This window comes from Skermanella sp. (assembly GCF_059503625.1).
In genome coordinates this window covers 1953-5552 of sequence record NZ_JCACHA010001097.1, presented here as the reverse complement: position 1 = coordinate 5552, position 3600 = coordinate 1953, and the positions used below count along the sequence as shown (strand labels likewise).

Sequence of the window (3600 nt, the reverse complement as noted above, 5' to 3'; positions counted from 1 at the left end):
CCGGGCCCGGCGGCGAGCGAGGGTCCGCTGGTCAGTGCGTTTTCCGCGGGAACCACCTGGTAGCCGCCGGGCATGGGCACCATCGCTATCCCGTGCATCTGGAGCACCCGCTCCATCAGCGCCAGCACGTCGCCACGCGGGATCGGTCCGCGGGTGTCCATGCTGACCGTCCCCTCGATCCGGGGATCGACCGCGTAGGCAAGGCCGAGGATGTCGCCCAGCACCGCCCGGGAAAACTCCCGGATGTCGGTTTCGGGGAAGTTCAGCTCGACGCTTTCGCCCTGCGGCGTCGGCCGGGTAGCCGTCTGCAGCATCTGCACCCGGATGCCGCCCCGCTCGACAAAGGTAGGCCGGCGCGGTGGCTCATCCGACCTGGTCGAGGATGAGCCGGTTCCGCCAGGCGGCACGAGCGCCGTCGGATCACCGGAGTTTCCCCTGTCGATCCGCATCATCTCGGCAATCTGCTCGTCCATTCTCGCGCGGGAGTCGCGTTCCTGCGCGCACCCAGCCAGAAGGGCGATGAGGGCACAGGCGGACAGGCCCAGCCGCGGCCCCGGGAAAGTGGGCCTCATTTTTTCAGTCATTCGATTATCACCGGCCATGAACCTAACGCGACAGAGGCATGCTGACAGGACTGTGAATTCCATCCGCGACCTGGATCGTCTCCCTTTGTCCTAGCATTCCAGACCAGCTTGCCTGGAAGCGCATCGGTGTGGCTGAGTGAAATGGTCCAGATCGATCCTTTCGAAAGGCTTGGATCGCTGTTGGGAGAGGCTGACTGCCCGTCGGCAGAACCAAGCCGCCATTTGGACCTATGGGTGAAATATATCGGATTCTCAATCGTCAAGGTATGGTGTGCCTGGATCTTGTGGGGGTTAGGCGTGCACACTTCGCACATTACTGGCATATTCCAAGAAAGGTCCATACAGATCGATTGGGCACAGATCGATTGGGCACAGATCGATTGAGCGGCGCCCAAGATTTTTGACTGCCCATGAGCAATAGGCTCAAGGCACGCTACCGTGGCTGCTATCAAACCCTGGGACCGAACTATTTTTCTCGCCGGGCCGTCTTATCGGGCAGGTCCTGCCGAGCGGGGATTGAGGACTGGGCCGGAAATCAGGGAGAGTGAGCAGAGTGGAAGGATTGGAAGTGCTGCTGATCGCGGCTGCACCACTGGCCGGCGCAGCCGCCGGCATGGTCGTCGATCGCTATCCAGCACCGGATGAAGATGAGAATTGCGCTACCGGTTCGGAAGAGATCAGATCTGTGCTCCTGCGCAGTCTTCACCCTGGTATTGAGATAACCTGCACGACGACAGCAGTAGTGGCGGCATTTGCCCTTCCGGCGCCCCTGTCCCTTGTCGCGGCCGGGTTGAGCTGGGTGCTTCTCGTCCTGACGCTGATAGACCTGCGCTACCTGGAGGTCCCGGATGCGATCTCCCTGCCGCTGATCCTCGCCGGGCTAGCCACGACCTGGTGGATCAAGCCACAGGCCGTCCTCGAACATGCCGTGGCGGCCGCCGGCGCAGCGACAGCCATCTGGCTTCTCGGTGAAGCCTTCCGGCGGCTGCGCGGCGTTGCCGGGATCGGAGGCGGAGATGTCCGCCTGTTCGCCGCGGCTGGCGCCTGGGTTGGGTTTGCAGCATTACCAACTGTCGTGTTCCTGTCCGGGATTTTCGGCCTGATCGCAGCATCGCTTTTGGTCAAGCTGGGCTGGGTCGCCTGGAGAGACCGCATTCCGTTCGTGCCGGCCATTTCCGCCGCTCTCTGGACCGTCTTTCTTATACCTGAGCAGGCGTGGCCCTGACGAGCCTGATTGACGACCCTCTTATGTCCGCAGCCGAAAGTAGGATCAGCCTGACGGCTGCGGTCACCAACCCTGCTCAGAGCTATACCGTCCGCAGTCGTTGTCGTCCGGCAACCAGCAGGTAGTCGAGGATAGCCATCACGACCAGCGATACCCCCACAAGGGGGAAAAGAACGCCGCCGATCATCAGGATCGCCAGCAAGCCGCGCAGAACGCTGCGATCCGACGGCAGCGGCGGTACGCCGAGGGAGCGGCCGGGCCGGCGCTTCCACCACATGATACTGGCAGAAACCGACAACAGAACGATCGCCATGCAGACCAGCAGCATCAGGATCTGGTTGGCGAGGCCGAACTCCTGGCCCATGTGGACATTAACGCCCCATTCCAGCGCCTTGCCGAACGGCCCATAATCAGCATAGCTCATGTCAATCAGCGGTTTGCCCGTGTACTGATCGAGATGAACGACCCGCTGCAGCGACAACTCATCCGGATAGGCCGATGCGCTGTAAACGCGTGTCGGACCGCCCGGCAGGCTGACCGCATATCCGGGCGCCAGGCCCAGCCGGTCGAAAATCGCCACCGCACTGTCCAGGCCGATCGATCCGCCGCCAACCGGGATCGACTCCGGCATACGCGCCTGCTCGAGCGACCAGCTGGTGGCCGACATGTGGGCCAGATGCTCGTCGGACATCGGAACGTCGGTCCGCACGCCGGATGGATAGCCATAGTTGGAGCCGTTGGCCCACTGATTGACATAGCTGCCCCAGAATACCGACCAGGGCATGCCAGTGACTGCCAGGAACACGATGAAGGCTCCGACGAAAATTCCAGTCACGGCATGCAGATCACGCCAGAATACGCGCTGGCGCCGGGTGCCACGGACCGTCACGACGCCGCCCTCGGCGCCTCCTTCCCGCTTGCGTGGCCACCACAGAAAGATACCGGTGCCGACCAGCAGGATCGTCCAGCCGCCGACTATTTCAATAATTCCGTTGGCCACAGGTCCGAACCAGGCAAGGCTGTGCAACTGCCGGACCACCCACATGACCGAACCCTTGTCAGGGATGTCGCCAAGTACTCGTCCTGTATAGGGATCGACAAAAACGGAAACTTTATCCCCACCGGTTTTCACAGTGATCTCAGCCGAAGCTTCCGGATCGGCCGGCGGCAGATACTTCACCGCAGTTCCAGGATATGCGGCAAGTGCCGCATCGATCAACGCCGAAGGCGCGGCACGCTCGGCCGACTGGACCTCGACGTGCTTGAGGTCTCGGTAAACAAAATTATCGATCTCGTCCTTGTACAAATAGGCAGCACCCGTCACCGCTAGGATGATCAGGAACGGCAGTGCCAGCAAGCCGGCATAGAAGTGCCAGCGCCATACCGCCCGGTAAACACTCAAAGATGAGATTGCAGCGGCCCGCGAAGGAACCGCTCCCAGCAAAGTTTCCGTCATAGCCTTGTTCCAATGGCATTACGCCGGTGTGCGGACACTTGGACTGTCGGGCACGGCGTCGTTTCGTGAAATCCTTAAATCAGGAGGGGCGCCATCAAAACATTTGTGGGTGGAGCACGCGGACGCAATGCAGTTAAAAAATGCTTGTCGATAGACACCTCACCTAGCCAGACATTGATTGTCTTTACAGCCGGCGGGCAGTTCAGATCGGACTGATATGACGCCGGCGGGAGCGGCGGCGCGGTCCCCGAGCAAACGGTGCAGAGGTCACAGGTTTCTCCGGTAGATCCATGAGAGGAACCGGATTGTGGCCGCTCAGCCTGGATCGAGTGTTT

Annotated in this window: 3 protein-coding genes; 1 reads left to right on the top strand and 2 read right to left on the bottom strand. The window is 61.3% G+C overall.

What is annotated here, in order from left to right:
* Window positions 1-572: hypothetical protein (locus AC5JJ6_RS39490; protein ID WP_496047287.1), on the bottom strand; the 572-nt coding region annotated here is incomplete at its 3' end.
* A gap of 580 nt (window positions 573-1152) precedes the next feature.
* Between AC5JJ6_RS39490 and AC5JJ6_RS39485 the strand changes: the two genes are divergently transcribed.
* Window positions 1153-1809 (top strand): prepilin peptidase, encoded by a 657-nt coding sequence (locus tag AC5JJ6_RS39485; protein WP_496047288.1) that lies wholly within the window; start codon window positions 1153-1155, stop codon window positions 1807-1809.
* Window positions 1810-1891: 82 nt separating this feature from the next.
* On the opposite strand, the gene AC5JJ6_RS39480 is transcribed toward AC5JJ6_RS39485, so the two are convergent.
* Window positions 1892-3265, bottom strand: coding sequence for a PepSY-associated TM helix domain-containing protein (locus AC5JJ6_RS39480; protein ID WP_496047286.1), 1374 nt, complete (start codon window positions 3263-3265; stop codon window positions 1892-1894).
* Window positions 3266-3600: the final 335 nt, after the last annotated feature.

What these genes read in the sequence shown, in the direction of transcription:
- AC5JJ6_RS39480 (WP_496047286.1), bottom strand. Translation starts at nt 3,265, where the DNA reads ATGACGGAAACTTTGCTGGGAGCGGTTCCTTCGCGGGCCGCTGCAATC.